Raw genomic sequence first — 18,413 nt, 5'->3', positions numbered from 1 at the left:
TGAATAGTTGTCAAGAGTTGTGGATCGCCGATTACCGGTGAGGCCCTTGCATTGGGCAGGATGGGCGCCATGACCGAGATCCACACCCCCCGCCTCCTGCTCCGTCGCTGGAGTGACGACGACCTTGCGCCCATGGCGGACATCAATGCGGACCCGCGGGTCATGCGCTGGGTGGACGACGGCTCGGTGCGCGACCTGGACCACACGGCAGAGGCCATCGAGCGGTGGGAGGAGGAGTGGGACGAGGAGGGCTTCGGTCTCTTCGCCGTCGAGCTGCTGGCCTCGGGTGAACTGGCCGGCTTCACCGGGCTGTCCGTACCCGAGTTCCTGCCGGAGGTGATGCCCGCCGTGGCGATCAGCTGGCGGCTCGGCGCACAGTTCTGGGGCCAGGGATACGCGTCCGAAGCCGCCCAAGCCACACTGGAGTTCGCTCTGCAGGACCGTGGCCTCGACCACGTCATCAGCATCAGCCGGGCGGGCGACGACGCCTCCGAGAACGTCATCCGCAAGCTCGGCATGGTGCTGGAGCGCGAGACGACACACCCGCTGTACGGCTTTCCGCTGCGCGTGCACACCATCGATCTCACCGAGTACCAGGCGTAAACAAGCCAGTCGTAGCCCAGCCCCGTGGCGGTATGGGAGCTCTGGCCGGTTTGACCTGCCGGCACCTCGTGTGATTCCCCTCACTCGGAGGGTCGGCCCCACCTCCGTACGCGGCCGCCCATGTACGCGCTGCACGCACAACAGCCGCTACGGGGCGTGGAGGTGACTTCCCATCATGGACGTCACCTCCATCCATACGGCTCGTCGCGTCTCACTGACATCTGATCGCTTGCGCATAAATGCTGGATAAGTTGTGCCGGTGCGCAGACCGGGACGTTGGGCCGGGCGGACCGGAAGGGGTCTGCTGTGCGCTTCCGCGTGCCTGCTCCTGGGTGCTGGGAGCCATGTCTCCGCTGGTGGGCGACTGCCCGGCGCGGGCGCGCTGGGTTTCCTGTTCGCCGTCCTGACCGTCCAGGGCGCGGTGCTCTTCGGTGGGCGGCGGCGACGCTTCGATGTGACGACGCTGACGCTGGGCGGGACTCAGTTCGCCCTCCACCTCGCGTTCCATCACCTCTCGATGCTCGACGGCGGCCACGCCATGCCCGTCGGGCATTCGGCACACCACATGGCCGGGAGCATGACCGGGAGCATGACCGGCCCGCACATGGACGGCATGGGCCCGGCGGACATGGCGGCCGGTGGCGGGCATGCGTTGTCACCGGCCATGTCCCTGGCCCACGCGGTCGCCACGCTCGGGACCGCGCTGTGCGTCATCTACGGAGAGCGGGTACTGCGAGGGCTGGCGGCCCTGGTCGTACCGGACGTCTGCTTCCAGGCTCCCCGGGCGCTCCCCTTCACCCCGCGCCTTCGGCCGGTCCTCCCCTCGTCGGCGCGCCCCCGGTTCGGTGTGCTGCTCGCACGTTCCCGACCCCGGCGGGGCCCTCCCCCAGCGGCCCTGGCCTGACGGGCCCCTCTCGCCGTTCTCTCGCGCCGCCTGTGCAGCGGCGCCGATGAGGCATGCGCAGGGCGGAGTCGGACCGGGGCACTCGCGTCATCAACACCGCCACCCCGGCGGATTCCCCCTTCACGGCTTCGCGGCGCCTCCGGCACGTCCGGTATGTCCGGCACATCCGGCACGTTCGGTACATCCGGCACGTCCGGCGGATGCCGCCCTCTGAGGAACGTGCATGTCTTCCATAACCGAAGAACCACCACAAAACGACCACGACCAGATCGACGCCCCACCGGCCGAGGACGCCGCCGCGGTCGGCCTCGCCGTCGCCGTCGCCGAACCCGAGCCCACCCCCGCGCCGGAATCCCGGCCCGGCCGCTCCTGGCAGGGCGTGCGGGCCCTGCTCGTCCGGCTGCACTTCTACGCCGGCGTGCTCGTCGCCCCCTTCCTGCTGGTGGCCGCCCTGACCGGGCTGGCCTACACCTTCACTCCGCAGCTCGACCAGCTGGTCTACGGCGACCAGCTGCGCGTCGAGCGGGTGGGTGACAAGCCGCGTCCGCTGGCGGACCAGATAGCCGCCGCGCGGGACGCGCACCCGGAGGGCAGCCTGGCCTCCGTCATCACCCCGCCCGGTCCGGAGGACACCACGCGAGTGGTGCTGTCGGTGCCGGAGCTCGGTGAGAAGCAGCGCACCGTGTTCGTCGACCCGTACACCGCCGAGGTGCAGGGCGAGCTGACCACGTCATGGGGCGCGACCCCGCTCACCACCTGGCTCGACGAACTCCACCGCGATCTGCACCTGGGGGAAACCGGGCGCCTCTACGCAGAGGTCGCCGCAAGCTGGCTGTGGGTGATCGTCGTGGGGGGCCTCATGCTCTGGCTCGGACGCAGCCGGGGGCAGCGGGCCAAGTCCGTACGCGGCGTGCTGCTGCCGGACCGTTCTGCCCGTGGCGTGCGTCGCACCCGGAGCTGGCACGCGGCCACCGGTGTGTGGCTGGCTCTCGGTCTGCTTTTCCTCAGCGCTACCGGCCTGACCTGGTCGAAGTATGCGGGTGAGCGGTTCGGGCAGATGCTGGACGCGGTCAGGGGCCACGCCCCGGAACTGGACACCTCGCTTCCCGGCGCGAAGCCGTCCGCAGAAGACGGGGGCGCGTCCGCAGAAGACGGGGGCGGGGAGCACGCGGGGCACGGCGCCGCCCACGAGACCGCCTCGGCGGATCCGGCCGACTTCGACGCGGCCCTGGCGGTTGCCCGGGACGCCGGGCTGGGCGGCAAGGTAGAGGTGACGCCTCCCGCCGACAGTGCCGGCGCGTGGACCGTGGCGCAGAAGGACAACGTGTGGCCGGTGCACTACGACCAGGTCGCCGTGGACGCGGAGAAGGGCGAGGTCACCTCGCGCAGCCGGTGGGCGGACTATCCGCTGCTGGCCAAGCTCAGCAAGCTCGGTGTGCAGGGGCATATGGGGGTGCTGTTCGGGATCGCCAACCAGATCGTGCTGGCCCTGGTCGCCCTCGGCCTCACCACCGTGACCATCTGGGGCTACCGCATGTGGTGGCAGCGCCGCCCCACCCGCGACGACCGCAAGGCGGTACTCGGTAAGGCCCCGGCCCGCGGGGTGTGGCGCGGGCTGCCGCTGCCCGTGCTCATCTTGGGCATACCGGCCGTCGTCGCTCTCGGCTGGGCGCTGCCCGTCCTGGGCGTCACCCTGGCCGGGTTCCTCGTCCTGGACGCGGTGGCCGGTCTCGTCCGACGGAGCCGGGCGGCATGACGTGAGCGGGAGGGCGCGCCTCGCACGCGCCCTCCCGCTGCTCGTCAGGCACCGGGGAGACCGGCGGGCGCGGGTCTGCCCGGCCGCCCTCCGGGACGTGGCCGCGGTGGAGCGCAACACCCGCCGCACGATGGGCAAACGGCCCTCGGGGCGGCCGGCACAAGTGGTCGATGAGCTGGTCGAGACCGTGGCGGGCACCCGCCATCTGCGGGAACAGACCGCTTTGCGGCTGTCGGGGATCCGCGTACCCCGGCATCAACCGATCGGTTGATGCCCCTTCGAGCGCGATGGGCGATGCCCGCGGGAGCCGTACGCGGCGATGCTCGGAGCATGTCAGTCATCGAGGTCAGCGACCTGCGCAAGGTCTACGGCGAGCGGGCCGTGGTCGACGGGGTGTCCTTCTCCGTCGAGGAGGGCGAGATCTTCGGGATCCTCGGCCCCAACGGCGCCGGCAAGACCACCACCGTCGAATGCATCGAGGGACTCCGCATCCCCGACGCCGGATCCGTCAAGGTCGCCGGGCTCGACCCGAACACCGACCACGACCGGGTCACCCAACTCCTCGGCGCCCAGCTCCAGGAGAGCGAGCTGCAGGCCAAGCTCACCGTCCAGGAGGCACTCGAGCTGTACAGCGCCTTCTACGACCGGCCCGCCGACTGGCGGCCCCTGGCCCTGCGCCTCGGTCTCACCGACAAGCTCGGCACCCGCTTCGGCAAGCTGAGCGGCGGCCAGAAGCAGCGCCTGTTCATCGCGCTCGCGCTGGTCGGCGGCCCCAGGGTCGTCGTACTCGACGAGCTCACGACGGGGCTCGACCCACGCGCCCGCCGGGACACCTGGCAGCTGATCGAGGAGGTGCGCGCAAGCGGTGTAACCGTGCTCCTGGTCACCCACTTCATGGAGGAGGCGCAGCGGCTCTGCGACCGAATCGCCGTGATCGACCAGGGCCGGATCGCCGCCCTCGACACCCCGGCGGGCCTGATCAGCAGGTCCGCGAGCTCGACGGTCATCTCCTTCACGCCGTCGCGCCCGCTCGACCCCCGCGAACTGGCCGAGCTGCCCGCCGCCGTCTCCGTCTCGACGGGCGACAAGGACGGCCGGGTCTCCATCAACGGCACCGACGAGACCGTGAACGCGGTCATCACGTTGCTCGCCCGCCATCACATCACCGCCCATCAACTCCGAGTGTCCGACGCGACGTTGGACGACGCGTTTCTGGACCTGACGGGAGCCACGGCATGAGCACAGCCACCGCCACCACCACCGCGACCGGCCGCCCCGCCGCGGCCCGTGCCGTCTTGAAGGCCGAGGCACGGCTCTTCCGCCGCGAGCCCGCCGGGCTATTCTGGATCATGGTCTTCCCGACGTTGCTGCTCGTGGTGCTCGGCTCCATCCCGAGCTTCCGCGAGACCAACGCCTCCCTCGGCGGTATCCGCCTCGTCGACGCGTACGTCCCCGTGGCGGTCCTGCTCGCCATGATCATGGCCGGACTGCAGGCCATGCCGCCGGTCATCACCGGCTACCGCGAACGCGGCATCCTGCGCCGGATGTCCGCCACCCCGGTGCGGCCCGGTGCGCTCCTCGGCGCACAGATGGGGCTGCACGGCGCGGCCACCCTGGTGTCCACGGCACTGATCCTGCTCGTGGGCCGCCTGGCCTTCGGCGTACCACTGCCGCGGCAGATCTTCGGTTACGTCCTGGCCCTCGCCCTCGCCGTCCTGGTGACACTCGCCCTGGGCGCCCTGGTGTCGGCGCTCTCCCGCACCCAGAAGATCGCGACCGCCTTCGGCTCGATCGTCTTCTTTCCGATGATGTTCAGCGCGGGCGTCTGGCTGCCGGTGCAGGCGATGCCCGACACCCTGGCCCGCATCGTCGAGCTGCTGCCGTTCGGCGCCGCCGCGCAGGCCCTGGGCGAGGCCGCGTTGGGCGACTGGCCATCCTGGTCCCACCTCGGTCTACTCGCCCTGTGGACCGCGGTGCTCTCCACGGCCGCGGCCCGCTGGTTCCGCTGGGAGTGAGGGGTGGCGGGACGGGTGGCGGGGCAGCGGGCGTGACGATTGGCATGACGAGTGGCGTGACAGGTGGCGTACAGGACACTGAGGCCATGCTGAGCCACACAGGGGCGGGGCGGACGCGTAACGAGTCCGTCCGGGGTGCGCCGACCGGGGACGCGGGGGCAGAGCCCGAGAACCGGCCGATGGGACTGCTCGCCGTCGGTCCCGCCGCGCCCACTCCGCCCGCCGCGCCCGCTTCACCCGCCGAGCCCGCTTCCCCCGCCGTCCCCACCGACCTGCGGGCCGTGCAGGCCCATGCCGAAGTAGAGCAGCGCTGGGGGTCCTTCCTGCGCTGGGGCCCCTACGCCTTCCTCGGCGTGGGCACCCTTCTGTCGGCCGCCACCGCCGCCCCGCTGATGAGCACGGGTGAGCGGTACGCCGCCGCGGCCCTCGTGCCCGCGGCCCTCGCGCTCCAGCTGTGGTGGAGCCGGGCGAACCGCCGGCACACCGGTCCGTCCGTCGCAGGCACCCTCTACTACGGCCTGCGCTGGGGCCTCGCCTTCACCCTTACCTGGCTCAACCCGCTCTTCGCCTTCTACGCCGTGATGGGCTACTTCGGTGCCGAACGGCTGCTGCCCCGGCGCCTGGTGCGCACCGGCCTGGTCGCGACCGCCGTCATCATGGCGGGATCCAACTCCGGTGGCCTGCCGCCGCACGGACAGACAGGCTGGTTGCTGTTCGGCGGTGTACTCGCCGCCCACATCGGACTGCTCTATGTCTTCAGCCATCTCACCGCCCAGGAAGAGGAGCGCACCCGCGTCCAGGCCGACACCATCGCCGAGCTGGAGGACACCAACGCCCGGCTGCAGCAGGCCCTCGACGAGAACGCGGCCCTGCACGCCCAACTTCTCGTCCAGGCGAGGGAGGCCGGTGTCAGCGACGAGCGGCGCCGGCTCGCTGCCGAGATCCACGACACCATCGCGCAGGGCCTGACCGGCATCATCGCCCAGCTCCAGGTCGTCGCGAACGCCACCGACCCGGACCTCGCCCGGGACCACCTGGACCGCGCCGCCGACCTGGCCCGGCACAGCCTCGGCGAGGCCCGCCGCTCCGTACAGAACCTCGGACCGTCCGCCCTGGAGCACCATGCCCTGCCGGAGGCCCTGCAAGCGACCGTCACCGAATGGGCCGGGCGGGTGGGCGTCCGCGCCGAGTTCACCGTCACCGGTACCGCCGAACCGCTGCACGAAGAGATCGAGGGAACCTTGGTCCGCATCGCCCAGGAGGCCCTGTCCAACACGGCCCGGCACGCCCGGGCGACCCGCGTCGGCGTCACCCTCTCCTACATGGACGACGAGGTCGCCCTCGACGTACGCGACGACGGCCACGGCTTCGACCCGCTCGCCATCCCGCCCCGCACCGGCACCGGCGGCTTCGGCCTCGACGGCATGCGGGCCCGCGCGGAACGCGTCGCGGGCACCGTGGACGTCGAGTCGGAACCGGGGCACGGGACGGCGATCTCGGCCCGCGTACCGTTGGTGCGCCACAACTGACAAGGACCGGACGCTTTGATCACCCTCCTCATCGTCGACGACCACCCCGTCGTACGCGACGGACTGCGCGGCATGTTCGAGTCGGCCACCGGCTTCCGCGTCCTGGGCGAGGCCGCCGACGGCGTCGCGGCCGTCGACCTGGCCGAGCAACTCGACCCGGACGTCGTCCTGATGGACCTGCGGATGCCGGGCGGTGGCGGTGTCGACGCGATCACCGAGCTGACCCGCCGGGGCGCCCGCGCCAAGGTCCTGGTCCTGACGACGTACGACACCGACTCGGACACGCTCCCCGCGATCGAGGCCGGCGCCACCGGCTATCTCCTCAAGGACGCGCCACGCGAGGAGCTGTTCACGGCGGTACGGGCGGCAGCGGAGGGCCGCACCGTACTGTCCCCGGCGGTGGCGTCCCGCCTGGTGACGGCCGTACGCACGCCCGCGGCCCCCGCCGGCACGGCGCTGTCCGCCCGGGAGCGGGAGGTGCTGGCACTCGTCGCCAAAGGGACCTCGAACCGGGAGATCGCCCGGGTACTGTTCATCAGCGAGGCGACGGTGAAGACGCATCTCACCCATACGTACGGCAAGTTGGGCGTGAACGACCGTGCGGCGGCGGTGGCGGTGGCCTACGACCGGGGGATCCTCGGCTAGCCCCGCAGGATCTGCGTCCGCCCCGCACCGCAGCGCCGGCGCGATGCAGCCATCGGCAGCCGGCCAGCCACGACACGACTTTCGGCCATCCGGCACCTTTACAGTCGGAGAATGACGACCTCAAGCAGGAGAACGAGTCACTGAAGAAGCAGCTCGAAGAAATGCGAACGATCAGCAGGGGACCGGTCTGGCAAACGAGCGAAGTCAGACCGCTTTGAGACGTGGCTGATGCCTGGTGTCCGGGCTGTGAGCAGGGCCATATGCCCGGGGATGCTTGTCTGCGAGCATGCGCTGATGGGATCGGGAGGCGAGCATGCTCGGCTATGGACCGCAGCCGGCAGTTCGCGGGTGGATCTGCTGGCTGCTCGTTTCGAGCGCTTCGCCTTCGACCGGCACAGCCACGAGGAGCTGGCCGTCGGCGTCATCGAACAGGGCGCAGAGGGGCTGCACATGGCCGGCGGCAAGGTCGTGGTTCCGGCCGGGCAGCTGGTGGTCCTCAATCCCGGGCAGGTGCACACCGGTTTCGCCGCCGACGAGTCCGGCTGGCGGTACCGGATGTTCTACTTCGACACGGCGCTCGTCGACGAGTTGGCCCGCGAGCGCCTGGGCGCTGCGGCTGTCTGGTTTCCGGATACGGCCGTGCGGGACGCCACGCTGTTCGCCCGGCTGCGTCACGTCCACCGGGAGCAGGAGCACGCGGGCGATCCCTTGACCGCGGAGTCCCTGCTGCTCGGCGGCCTGGGCTCGTTGCTGCGTCGGCACGCCCGTACCGGCCGGGTGTCCGCCGTCGGCACGCGGCAGGATGTGCGCCGCGGTCCGGATCTGGCCCGGCAGCTGCTGCACGACCGCTGGACCGAACCGGTCACCGTCGCGGAGCTCAGCGCGGCAGCAAACATGCCGCGGGCCTCGCTCATTGCCGCCTTCCGCCAGGCGTACGGGCTGCCGCCGCACGCCTACCTGCTGCGGCTGCGCGCCAACCGAGCCCGCCGCCTGCTGCTGGCCGGGCAGCGGCCGGCCGAAGTGGCGGCCGCTACGGGCTTCGCCGATCAGTCGCACCTGACCCGCATCTGCAAGCGCTACTTCGGGGTCACCCCGGGGGCCATCCGCGCCTGACCGTCAGAGTGCGGCGTCGTCCCGCGACTTCCGTGGCCGTGATCGTCGTGCCGCGACTTCCGTGGCCGTGATCGTCGTGCCGCGACTCCCGTGGCCGTGATCGTCGTCCCGCGACTTTTGTTCAAGACCGCCGCCGGTCGTGCCGCGAGGCTGTGCCTCAGCCGTGCAACGAGAACACGAAAGGCGGCTGGAACGATGGTGTGGGCGATAGCGGTGTCCCCTCTCGTCATGGTGCTGGGGATGATCACGGGGTTGCGCCGGCCGGCGCACTGGGCAGCGCTCGCGGGCGTCGCTCTGGCGGCGGTCCTGATCTGGTGGCTGCCGGACTTCGCGCTGCCAGAAGGCGCGTTGACGGCAGCGGCCGGGGGAGCCGGTCTGCTGGTGCTGAACGCCGCCGCGGTGATGCTGCCCGGTGTCTACCTCAGCCAGGTGCTCACTCGCCGGGAGGTACACCGGTCGCTGCAGGAGTGGGTGCGCGGGCTACCACTGCCCGGCCCCGCGAAGGTCGCCCTGGTGGTGGCGGGCATCGCCCCCACGGTGGAGGCGCTCACCGGCTTCGGGGTCTCACTACTGGTCACCGTGCCGGTGCTGCTCGCTCTCACGCCGCCCGCGACCGCGCTGCGGCAGGCGATGCTCGGCATGAACATCATGCCGTGGGGCACCCTCGGCCTCGCCACGGTCATCGGCGCCGCGCTCATCGGCACGGACACGGCCGCGCTGGGCACCGCCACCGCGGTCACCAGCAGCCTGGTCTTCCCCCTGGTGACCGTCTGGGCGGCGCTGCTGGCCCGCCCGCAACACCGGCTCCGTACCGCCGTCGTGGCCGCGGGCGCGGGCGCGGCGCTCTCGCTCGGGCTGCTGCTGCTCAACCGGGCGGGTGTGGTCCAACCGGCCGGTGTCCTGGCCGGGCTGCTCACCACGGCGGTGGGGCTGGCGCTGTGCGCCGTCCGCCGGGCACCTTCCGGCGTGGGGACCGAGCCCGCCGGTCGGCTGTTCCCACCGCGCGCGGTCCTGCATGCGTACGGCCTCGTCCTCGGCGGCATCGTCGTCACCCGTGCGGCTGCAGCGCTCGGCGTTCCGCCCTTGGAGCTGCACGCGGGCAACGCAAGCTTCGCGCTGCTGTCCTCGCCGGGCCTGCCCCTGCTGGCCGCCGCCCTGCTGCTGGACCGGGGCCGGCTGCGCGGCTCGGACGCCCGGGCCGCGCTGATCCGCGCCGGCCGACCACTGCTCGCCCTGACCGGGTTCGTCGCCCTCGGCCGGCTGATGGCGGACAGCGGCATGATCGGGGAGATGGGCGCGGCGGTCGCCGCGGCGCCGCCGCTGGTCATCGCGCTTGCCTCCCCCGCGCTCGGCATGCTCAGCGGCTTCATCACCGGCTCCAACGTCGGCGGCAACGCGCTGATGATGCCGCTCCAGGAGCGGCTGGCCCCGCACGGCGACGGCCTCGACGTATGGTTCGCGGCCCTGCAGAACAGCGCGGCGGGCCATGCCGTCTTCACCTCGCTCCCCATGATCATGCTGATCCTGGCGGTGGCCGGCGAATCCGCGAAGCGCGCGGGTGTCGTGGAGCACGGCCTGCTGCGCTTCGGCCTGCGAGTGGCAGCTGCGGTATACGCCGCCCTGGCGGCGACGGCCGTCGCCCTGGTCTCGTTCGCGTGATCCCCGGACGGTACTGCGGCGAGCCACGACCAAGCGCAACGCGATGAAGGAGACACCGTGAAGAACGAACTCGGCACAGTGGAAGCCTTATGGCGCTACCCGGTCAAGTCGATGCTCGGCGAACCGGTGTCCTCTACAGCGGTGGCCGAACACGGACTGGCGGGAGACCGGTGTCTCGCGGTCGTCGACCGGGGCTCGGGGAAGGTCGCCAGCGCGAAGAATCCGCGGCTGTGGAGGGACCTGCTCAAGTGCACTGCGACTCTTGAGCAGGGTCATCCGCGTATCGAATTGCCGGACGGCAAGCTGGTCTGGAGCAACGACACCGACATCGACGACGTCCTGTCGGCCGCCCTCGGCCGGGCCGTCACACTGACCGACACGCTGCCGTCGCAGGGCATGCTCGACCGCTCCGTACCGGAGCAGGTGCTCCGAGAAGGGCTCGACGCCGAGGTCCGGGCGGACGTCCTGCAGGTCGGCTCGCTGGCGCCCGCCGGCACATTCTTCGACTTCGCCCCCCTCCACCTGATGAGCACCTCCACCCTGCGCCAAGTGGCCGCGCTCAGCCCCCGTGGGACCGTAGAAGCAGAGCGCTACCGCCCCAACATCGTCATCAAGACGGACGGTGTGGGCTTCACCGACCATGCCTGGGTGGGCAGGGAACTGAGCATCGGCGACCGGCTCACCCTCCGCGTAGTGGCCTCCACCCCCCGCTGCGCCGTCCCGACACTCGCGCACGGCGCACTGCCTCCGGACAAGGCCGCCCTGCGCAGCCTCGCCGAACACCACCGCATCATCGCGATGCCCGGACGCCGCCCCGAGCCGTGCGCCGGCGTCTACGCCCAGGTGATCCGGCCGGGGCACATCGAACGGGGCGACGTAGTGCGCCTTTCGTACGACGCCGTGGCGGGCGCACGGTGACCTCGGCGGCGCTCCGCGCGCCCCACAGGAGTGGCCGGCCCGGCCTGCCGTGGCGGGCACGCCGACTCGTGTGATGCGGGCGCGGCTCGGACCATGGGAGTGTGGGATGGAATCCGGATTTCGGCGGGGCCGAGCCGATGGACGTGCTCGAGGTAGTGCCGACGGCCCGGACTGCGGTGGCGTGGCTGCCGCCGCAGGAGCTCTGGCCGGCGATTCAGGAGATCCGCTGGGAGCATGATCCGCAGGTACGGCGGTGGCCGCCACATGTGAATCTGCTGTTCGGCTTCGTACCGGAGGACGAGTTCGCACGGGCTGTGCCGCTGCTTTCCGCGGGGGCGGCGGAGTGCGCGGCGTTCACGGCGCGTCTGGTCGGCGTTCGGTACTTCCGGCACCGGCATGACGCGACGGTGTGGCTCGATCCGGCCGCGGCAGGCCTGGAGCCGTGGACCCGTCTGCACCGGGAGCTGGGGCTGCGGTTCCCCCTCTGCCGTGGGCGTGGCGGTCGCTTCACTCCACATCTGTCCCTCGGCCGCACTCGGCATCCGCGGCCGCTGGCCGCCGTGTGCGCCGGCCGGCTCGGCGCATTGTCGGCTGTGGTGGAGGAGGTGGCCCTGCTCTCCCGGCGCGGCGAGGGCCCCATGCGGCCCCGAGCCGTGATCACGCTGGGCACGGGTGAGGTCCACCGACTGCTGGAGTAGTTGGGCCGTGTCCGGTGGGTTGTGTGGCTGACGCAGACGACTAACTACCTTCGGCCCGTGCCCCGTTGCGGGCTCAGCTACGCGGCCCGGTCGGCGCCGGGGCTCGGTGGATGCCGACCGATGCGCTGGGGAGGCGGAGGGTCGCGGTCAACGAGACCGCCAGGGCGCAGGCCATGACGGAGTAGGCGGCCCGGTAGTCACCGGTGGTGTCGGTGAGGAGGCCGGTGACGTAGGGGCCCGCGAAGCTGGCGAGGCTGCTTGCCGCGTTGACACTGGCGATGGCGGTCGCCGCGTGGGAGCCGGACAGGACCATGGTGCACCGGCTCCAGAAGGCAGGAATCGCGGTCAGAATTCCTGTCACCGCCACGGTCAGTGCGGCCAGCACGAGGACGGGTGAGGGTGAGAGTGCCGCCGCGCCCGTCGCGGCTGCGGCAGCCGCGACGGGCGCGGCGAGGAGATATGTCCGAGGGCCCACCCGGTCGCCGTGGCGGCTCCACGCGAGCATGACGATGGCTGTGGCCACGGACGGCAGAGCCGCGAGCGCGGATGCGGCGGACGCCCCGGCGCCGGGGAAGAGAGCGGTGGTGACCTTGGGCAGGAAGAACTGCAGGGCGTACGCGGCGAAGCTCGGGCCCGCATGCACCACGGTGAAGTGCGCGACGTGACCGAACGTGATCCGGTCCGCCGACGAGGGCGGGGCGTCCTGGGCCAAAAGGGCTTCGAGTTCGCCGCGTTGGGGCGCCGTCAACCAGGACGCATCGCGTGGTGTGTCGGGCAGCAGGCGCAAGGCAGCGACGCCCAGGACGACAGCGGGCGCGGCCTCGATCAGGAACATCGCCCGCCAGCCGCTGAGACCGAAGAGGGCAACGTGGTCGACGAGCAGGCCAGAGGCCGGCAACCCGACGATGTTGGAGACGGGGATGGCGAGCAAGAACAGAGCCAGGGCGCGGGTGCGCTGCCGGCAAGGGAACCAGGCGGTCAGGTAGGCGACGACGCCGGGGAAGAATCCGGCCTCGGTCATCCCCAGCGCGAACCGGGCCAGATAGAGGCTGTGCGCGTCGGTGACGAACGCGGTGGCGGCCGAGCACACACCCCAGGCGGTGATCACACAGCACAGCCAGCGCCGGGCACCGAACCGCTTCAACGCCACCGCCGCCGGGACCTGGAAGAGCACATAACCCACGAAGAAGATCCCGGCGGCAGTGCCGTAGGCGGTGGCGCTCAGCCCCAGATCCGCGTTCATCGTCAATGCGGCGACGCCGATGTTCGCGCGGTCAAGGAAGTTGACGACATACAGCACGAACAGCAGCGGCAGCAGTCTGCGTGCCACCACGCGCACCACGCCTGTGCCACCAGCCGTTGCCGCCCTGTCAGCCCTGGTCTCCGTGCCCATCGCCATCGGCCGCCTCCGTGCCAGTGGTCCCGTCGTGCCTCGTTCAATGAACGCGCCGGAGGGAGATCAGTTGTGCGGCGCGTGGGACGGCGGGTGCTCGACAACCCGAACGGGGCAGCCGCCTGGCCCACCGGTGGCGGACCTCTCCCCGCGTCCCCCGCTCCGGCCCCCGCTCCCCCTGCCCAACCGCACGTTATCGGCCACCTCGATCAAGGAGCGCGCAGCGGCGGTGCTTGCGCATGACACCACATCAGCCAGCCCAAAAGGGCAAACGTCGCGGCATATTGGACATAACGACCACTCTGTCCGGTGACGCAAATGCATCGGTGCACTTCCGGCCACCTCGACCAACATCATTAAGCGCTGCTTCACTTGCGCGGCGGGAGCCCATCATCGCCCGATCGGGGCATTTCAGGGGCTCCCTCTTGACGTATGCACGTATGCGCCAGACGGAAGGGACCGGAGCGGATGTCGACCGCAGTGCACCGGCAGCAGCCGGAGCAGCCCGAGCAGACAGCAGGCCGGGCACAGCTCAGTCTGGGGATCGCCGCCGCGCGGAACCTCGCGACCACCACCAAGACCGTGCCGCAGATGCAGGGCCTCAGCTCGCGGTGGCTGCTGCGGGCGCTGCCCTGGGTGGAGGTCAAAGGCGGCACGTACCGGGTCAACCGGCGGCTGGCGTATGAGGTCGGCGACGGCCGGGTGACGTTCGTCCAGGAAGGGGCCGCGGTCAAGGTCGTCCCCGCCGAGCTGGGCGAACTGCCGCTGCTGCGCGGGTACGACGACGCCGAGGTGCTGCGGGCGCTGGCCGAGCGGTGCGAGCAGCGGGAGTACGCATCCGGCCAGGTGATCGCCGAGCGGGGTCGGACACTCGACGAGGTCCACCTGATCGCCCGCGGCAAGGTGGAGAAGCTCGCCCCTGGCGCGTACGGCGATGAGTCCCGGCGCGGCGTGCTGGCGGACGGCGGGTTCTTCGGCGGGCAGGCTGTGGCCGAGGAGCCGGGCACGTGGGAGTTCACGGCGCGCGCGATGACGGCGTGCACGGTGCTGGCGCTGCCGCGGGCCGCGTACGAGGAGGTGGCGGGCCGCAACGAAGGGCTGCGGGCGCACGTCCGGCGGCGCCAGGCCGACAAGGCGCGGCCGCAGAACAAGAAGGGCGAGGCGGCCATCGCCCTCGCCTCCGGGCACCTGGGCGAGCCCGTGCTGCCGGGCACGTTCGTCGACTACGAGCTCCAGCCCCGCGAGTACGAGCTGAGCGTGGCGCAGACGATCCTGCGGGTGCACAGCAGGGTCGCGGACCTCTACAACGACCCGATGGACCAGGTCGAGCAGCAGCTGCGGCTGACGATCGAGGCGCTGCGTGAGCGCCAGGAGTCCGAGCTCGTCAACAACCCCGAGTTCGGGCTGCTGCACAACGCCGACTACAGCCAGCGCATCTCCACCCACTCCGGCCCACCCACCCCGGACGACATGGACGAGCTGCTCAGCATGCGGCGCGGGACCAAGGTGTTCTTCGCCCACCCCCGGGCCATCTCGGCCTTCGGTCGTGAGTGCAACAAGCGGGGCCTTGCCTTCGACACCGCCGAGGTCGATGGCCATCCCGTGCCGGCGTGGCGGGGCGTGCCCTTCCTCCCCTGCGGCAAGATCCCCGTCTCGGAGGCCGGTACCTCGGCGATCCTCGCGATGCGGCTGGGCGAGGAGGGGCAGGGAGTGGTCGGGCTGCGCCAGACCGGGATCCCCGACGAGTACGAGCCCGGGCTGAACGTCCGGTTCATGGGCATCAACGAGCAGGCGATCATCTCCTACCTGGTCAGCACGTACTACTCGGCGGCCGTTCTCGTGCCCGATGCGCTCGGCGTCCTGGAGAACGTCGATGTGTTCGGCACGCCGGCCTGAGGCCTGAGGAGTCTCCGTGTCGCTGCTGTCCCGTATGACCGCGCCCGCGGCCCGCCACGACGTGGCGCGGCTGGTGGCCACGCTGCTCACCCCTGTCCCCCACCAGAGCGTCCGCCCGGCGGCACCGAAACGGCTGCCCGGAACCGGTGGCGGCCTCCCGGAGAGGTTCGCCCTGCCCCCGACCGGGCCGACGGGGCTGGGCACCTCGGCCGCCCGTATCGCGCCCAGGCGCAAGGACGTTGGGGGCGTCGCCGTCGACGCCGGGGACACCGCCGTCCCGGACCTGTACTGCCCGCCCGCGCTCCGCGTCGACCCGGCGCTCGCCAACGAGGTCAACGCACGCCTGGTGGCGTGGGCCGAGGAGATCGGCCTCTACGCCGGCCGGCTCGACCGCGTCCGCGCGGCGGACTTCGGGCGCCTGATGATGCTGGCCCACCCCGACACCGACGACCCTGACCGGCTACTGGCGGCAGGCAAGTGTGCGCTGGCGGAGTGGGCCACGGACGACTACTACTGCGACGACGAGACGATGGGTTCCGCGACGGCGCTGCTCGGCGCGCAGCTCGGGGTCGCGTACGCGGCCGTCGACCCCGCCCACCCGCCGCTCGGTTACGTTCCCGCCGTCGAGAAGGCCATGCGGGACGACCCGGTGCGGACCGCCCTGCGCACCGGCTTCGCGCACCTGGCCCGGTACGCGGACCCGTCCCAACTGGCCCGGGTGCACCACGAAGTGGCCGTCCTGTTCGTGGGCTACTGCCAGGAGGGTTCCTGGCGCACTCAGGGCCGGATGCCCGCCGTCTGGGAGTACCTGGCGCACCGTCAGATCAACAGCTTCCTGCCGTGCATCGCGATGACCGACATGGTGGGCGGCTACGCGCTGCCCGCCGCCGAGTACTCCGATCCACGGGTGCGCCGCGCCGTGACCATGGCCTCCACGGCCGCCACTCTCGTCAACGACCTGTACTCGATGGCGAAGGAACGCCACTCGGAGAGCGTGGAGTTCAACCTGCCGACCGTGATCGCCGAGGAGGAGCGGTGCTCGCCGCGCGAGGCGGTCGAGCGGAGTGCGGCGATCCACGACGAGCTGGTGCGCACCTTCGAGACGGAGGCCGCGACCCTGGCCCTGACCGGCTCGCCCCAGCTGCGCCGCTTCCTCGCGGGGGTGTGGGCCTGGCTGGGCGGCAACCGCGCATGGCACAGCGGCAGCCCCCGCTACACCTCACCGACTTCCTGACCTCCGCACACTGCAAGGAGCCCCACCCATGACCACCACGCCTGCCGCCTCCGTTCCCGTCCTGCGCACGGCTTACCAGAAGTCCGTGGCGGACTACTGGAACCGCGAGAAGGACCCGGTCAACCTGCGCCTGGGCGACGTCGACGGCCTCTACCACCACCACTACGGCCTCGGCGACTACGACCCCTCCGTCCTGGAGGGCCCCGAGGACACCCGCGACGAGCGCATCATCGCCGAACTGCACCGCCTGGAGTCGGCCCAGGCCGATGTCCTGCTCGACCACCTCGGCCCCATAGCCCCGGAGCACCGTCTGCTGGACGCCGGCTGCGGCCGCGGCGGCACCAGCATCATGGCCAACGCCCGCTTCGGCTGCCAGGTGGACGGTGTGTCCATCTCCGAGACCCAGGTCGAGTTCGCCAACGGCCAGGCCCGCAAGCGGGGCGTCGACGACAAGGTGCGCTACCACTTCCGCAACATGCTGGACACGGGCCTGCCGACCGCCGCCTTCCAGGGCATCTGGAACAACGAGTCCACCATGTACGTGGACCTGTTCGACCTCTTCGCCGAGCACGCCCGCCAGCTCGCCTTCGGCGGCCGCTACGTCGTCATCACCGGCTGCTACAACGACGTGACGGGTGGCCGCTCCAAGGCCGTCAGCCGCATCGACGAGCACTACACGTGCAACATCCACCCGCGCAGCGCCTACTTCCGGGCCATGGCGGCCAACGGCCTCGTCCCGATGAACGTCGTCGACCTGACGGCCGCGACGATTCCGTACTGGGAGCTGCGGGCCGAGTCCTCGCTGGCCACCGGCGTCGAGGACCCGTTCCTCACCGCCTACAAGGAGGGCAGCTTCCACTACCTGCTGATTGCGGCGGACCGGGTCTGAGAGAGCGTCTGGCCCAGGTTGGCCGACGGTGGGTCACAAGGACCTCCGGTGTGGTGCAGTACGAGACGGCTCCACCACACCGGAGGTCTTCGCCGCGGTCCCCGTACTTCACCGACCGCCAGACCCGAGGACTTCGCTCAGGCCGCCGACAGGCGGGCGACGGTGTCGGCGAAGGACCGGGCCAGCGGCGAGAGCGTGTCCCAGCAACGTACCGCCCAGCCCGCGGTGAGGTTGGGCAGGGCGGGTATGGGGACCAGGCGCAGGTCGGGATGGCCGGGGCCGCGCCAACCGGGGAGGGCGGGGACGACCGCATGACCGAGGCCCAGCTCGGCCAGGAGGATCGCGGTGTCCCAGTCGGCGACGCTGGTGTCGAAGACGGGCCTGACCCCCGATTCCGCCAGCCAGGAGTCGAGATGTGACCGGGATGTCGCGTTCTCGGGGAGCCCGATGAGATGTACGCCTTCCAGGTCGGCCGGCTCGATGAGCGACCTGGCCGCCAAGGGGGCATCGGCTCTGACGGCCAGCACCCAGGGAAGCTCGACGACCGGTCGCTGCTCGATGCCGCGGACCGGGTCGCCGAGGGTGATCCATGCGAGGTCGACGCCGCCCACTGCGAGCGTCTCAAAGCAGCTGCGGCTGGAGTACTCGGTCTGAAACTCAAGGCTGACCTGGGGAAAGCGCCGGCGGAAGTCGACGACGCCGGCGGACATGAAGTGCCGGACCGTGGTGGCCCCGGTGGTGATCCGCACCGAGCCGCCATCGCCGCGTACCAGATCTTCGAGCCGGCGCAGGGCGTGGTCGATGCTTCCGAGGCCGTCGGCGACCGCCGCGCGAAGAACGTGTCCGGCCTGCGTCGGCACAACGCCCCGAGGGTGCCGTTCCAACAGGCTCAGCCCCAGCTCCCGTTCGAGCCGTTTCACATGCTGGCTGACCGCCGACTGCGTACACGACAGGTCGCGGGCGACCGCACTCAGCGAGCCGGACTGGCACACGGCGGCGAAGACACGGAGATCGTCAAGAGTCATGGTCATCAAAGGTAATGCTTGGGTGTCACCAAGGAAATCCGAGGATTGACTTGGGTTTTCAGGGTGCTTCATGATCACTGCAGGGCCCAGGGCGGCAACCCGCCCGTGCCTTCGCAACGGTCCGGACGTGAGGCGA

The 18,413-nt window shown here is 71.1% G+C and carries 17 protein-coding genes; 15 read left to right on the top strand and 2 right to left on the bottom strand.

All coding sequences use genetic code 11. The annotated features are described in order from the left end of the window. Positions 1-69 precede the first annotated feature (69 nt). From ACWD6P_RS02725 to ACWD6P_RS02670, 12 genes are all read left to right on the top strand, one after another. Positions 70-603, top strand: coding sequence for a GNAT family N-acetyltransferase (locus ACWD6P_RS02725; RefSeq protein WP_451442166.1), 534 nt, complete (start codon positions 70-72; stop codon positions 601-603). 259 nt (positions 604-862) lie between these two features. Next, on the top strand, positions 863-1,507 hold the full coding sequence (locus ACWD6P_RS02720; protein ID WP_451442165.1) for a hypothetical protein: 645 nt from the start codon (positions 863-865) through the stop codon (positions 1,505-1,507). 223 nt (positions 1,508-1,730) lie between these two features. Continuing rightward, entirely contained in the window at positions 1,731-3,263 is a 1,533-nt protein-coding gene (locus ACWD6P_RS02715; RefSeq protein WP_451442164.1) for a PepSY-associated TM helix domain-containing protein, read from the top strand. A 1-nt stretch (position 3,264) separates the two neighbouring features. Then, a complete protein-coding gene (locus tag ACWD6P_RS02710) occupies positions 3,265-3,534 on the top strand; it encodes a hypothetical protein (protein ID WP_451442163.1) in 270 nt (89 codons plus the stop codon). Positions 3,535-3,593: 59 nt separating this feature from the next. Further along, positions 3,594-4,502 (top strand): ABC transporter ATP-binding protein, encoded by a 909-nt coding sequence (locus tag ACWD6P_RS02705; protein ID WP_451442162.1) that lies wholly within the window; start codon positions 3,594-3,596, stop codon positions 4,500-4,502. Beyond that, positions 4,499-5,278, top strand: a complete 780-nt coding sequence (locus tag ACWD6P_RS02700) for an ABC transporter permease (RefSeq protein WP_451442161.1) — start codon at positions 4,499-4,501, stop codon at positions 5,276-5,278. Before ACWD6P_RS02705 ends, ACWD6P_RS02700 begins: the two co-directional genes overlap by 4 nt. An 86-nt stretch (positions 5,279-5,364) precedes the next feature. Then, positions 5,365-6,807 carry a sensor histidine kinase gene (locus ACWD6P_RS02695; RefSeq protein ID WP_451442160.1) on the top strand — a complete coding sequence of 481 codons (1,443 nt, stop codon included), beginning with the start codon at positions 5,365-5,367 and terminating at the stop codon, positions 6,805-6,807. Between the two features lie 15 nt (positions 6,808-6,822). After that, the gene (locus ACWD6P_RS02690) at positions 6,823-7,452 is read left to right on the top strand and encodes a response regulator (protein ID WP_451442159.1); all 630 of its coding nucleotides are present in this window, start codon (positions 6,823-6,825) and stop codon (positions 7,450-7,452) included. 294 nt (positions 7,453-7,746) lie between these two features. Beyond that, positions 7,747-8,565 (top strand): AraC family ligand binding domain-containing protein, encoded by an 819-nt coding sequence (locus ACWD6P_RS02685; protein ID WP_451442158.1) that lies wholly within the window; start codon positions 7,747-7,749, stop codon positions 8,563-8,565. A gap of 195 nt (positions 8,566-8,760) precedes the next feature. Next, complete coding sequence (locus ACWD6P_RS02680) at positions 8,761-10,224, top strand: L-lactate permease (protein ID WP_451442157.1); 1,464 nt, start codon at positions 8,761-8,763, stop codon at positions 10,222-10,224. 57 nt (positions 10,225-10,281) lie between these two features. Further along, positions 10,282-11,142 carry an MOSC domain-containing protein gene (locus ACWD6P_RS02675; RefSeq protein ID WP_451442156.1) on the top strand — a complete coding sequence of 287 codons (861 nt, stop codon included), beginning with the start codon at positions 10,282-10,284 and terminating at the stop codon, positions 11,140-11,142. A 137-nt stretch (positions 11,143-11,279) separates the two neighbouring features. After that, positions 11,280-11,840 (top strand): 2'-5' RNA ligase family protein, encoded by a 561-nt coding sequence (locus ACWD6P_RS02670; RefSeq protein ID WP_451442155.1) that lies wholly within the window; start codon positions 11,280-11,282, stop codon positions 11,838-11,840. Positions 11,841-11,913: 73 nt separating this feature from the next. Here the strand turns inward: ACWD6P_RS02670 and ACWD6P_RS02665 are convergent, their stop codons facing one another. Continuing rightward, a complete protein-coding gene (locus ACWD6P_RS02665; RefSeq protein ID WP_451442154.1) occupies positions 11,914-13,173 on the bottom strand; it encodes an MFS transporter in 1,260 nt (419 codons plus the stop codon). Positions 13,174-13,701: 528 nt separating this feature from the next. Between ACWD6P_RS02665 and ACWD6P_RS02660 the strand changes: the two genes are divergently transcribed. The 3 genes from ACWD6P_RS02660 to ACWD6P_RS02650 are packed head-to-tail and all read left to right on the top strand — an operon-like array spanning position 13,702 to position 17,252. Next, complete coding sequence (locus tag ACWD6P_RS02660) at positions 13,702-15,129, top strand: family 2B encapsulin nanocompartment shell protein (protein WP_451442153.1); 1,428 nt, start codon at positions 13,702-13,704, stop codon at positions 15,127-15,129. Positions 15,130-15,145: 16 nt separating this feature from the next. Next, positions 15,146-16,363, top strand: coding sequence for a family 2 encapsulin nanocompartment cargo protein terpene cyclase (locus ACWD6P_RS02655; protein WP_451442152.1), 1,218 nt, complete (start codon positions 15,146-15,148; stop codon positions 16,361-16,363). 28 nt (positions 16,364-16,391) lie between these two features. Beyond that, positions 16,392-17,252: a geranyl diphosphate 2-C-methyltransferase gene (locus ACWD6P_RS02650; RefSeq protein WP_451442151.1), complete on the top strand. Its 861-nt coding sequence runs from the start codon at positions 16,392-16,394 to the stop codon at positions 17,250-17,252. A 137-nt stretch (positions 17,253-17,389) separates the two neighbouring features. Here ACWD6P_RS02650 and ACWD6P_RS02645 read toward each other — a convergent pair whose 3' ends face one another. Next, positions 17,390-18,277 carry a LysR family transcriptional regulator gene (locus ACWD6P_RS02645; RefSeq protein ID WP_451442150.1) on the bottom strand — a complete coding sequence of 296 codons (888 nt, stop codon included), beginning with the start codon at positions 18,275-18,277 and terminating at the stop codon, positions 17,390-17,392. Positions 18,278-18,413 lie beyond the last annotated feature (136 nt).

Source organism: Streptomyces sp. NPDC002446, assembly GCF_053595675.1.
This window is presented reverse-complemented; position numbering and strand designations above follow the sequence as displayed.